This window comes from Flavobacterium notoginsengisoli, from assembly GCF_042686225.1.
In the GTDB taxonomy this organism is placed as follows: Bacteria; Bacteroidota; Bacteroidia; order Flavobacteriales; family Flavobacteriaceae; genus Flavobacterium; species Flavobacterium notoginsengisoli.
The window spans coordinates 1-746 of the sequence record NZ_JBHUOT010000032.1 but is presented as its reverse complement, the minus strand read 5'-3'; the positions used below and the strand labels follow the sequence as shown (position 1 = coordinate 746).

Sequence of the window (746 nt, the reverse complement as noted above, 5' to 3'; positions counted from 1 at the left end):
GGTAAACCCGATACTGTATTGCTGCCCCATAATCTGGCCTATGTGATCTACACCTCTGGAAGTACGGGCAGGCCGAAAGGCGTTATGATTGAGCATAAGAATATTATAAATCTAATTACTTCTCAGATTAAGAATTTTAATCTTAATCTTAATTCAGCTGAAGTTATTTTACAATTTTCAAATTTTGTATTTGATGCCTCTGTAGAACAAATCTTTATTGCATTGTGTAGCGGAAATAAATTGGTTCTTATTACTCGGGACAAAATCCTTGATTCTCTAAAATTCCTTGATTTTGTCGATAAAGAAAAAATTACACATTTTCATACTACCCCAAGTGTATTAAATACTTTGCCTGCAGACAGAGTACTTGAGTCGTTAAAAAGAGTAGTTGTTGGCGGAGAGGTTTGTGGAAAAAATTTGGCGGAAGACTGGAGTAAGAACTATATGTTTTATAATAAATATGGTCCAACTGAAATAACAGTTACTTGTACCATGTCGGTTTACAATAGTAATGATGCTAAAGAAGTAAATATAGGAACACCTCTTAGTAATACTGAGATCTATATTTTAGATGCTGGCTTAAGCTTATTACCAGTCGGTGTTGTTGGGGAATTATGTGTAGGAGGGATCCAGGTGGCCCGAGGTTACCTTAACCAGGAATCCTTGACGGCTGAAAAGTTTGTAAATAACCCCTTCAGGGACGGTGAACGTCTTTACAAGACCGGTGATCTGGCACGTTGGCTTCC

The 746-nt window shown here is 37.3% G+C and carries 1 protein-coding gene; it reads left to right on the top strand.

Annotated elements, in window-relative coordinates:
• Positions 1-746: AMP-binding protein (locus ACFS3A_RS26725; RefSeq protein ID WP_379828783.1), on the top strand; the 746-nt coding region annotated here is incomplete at both ends.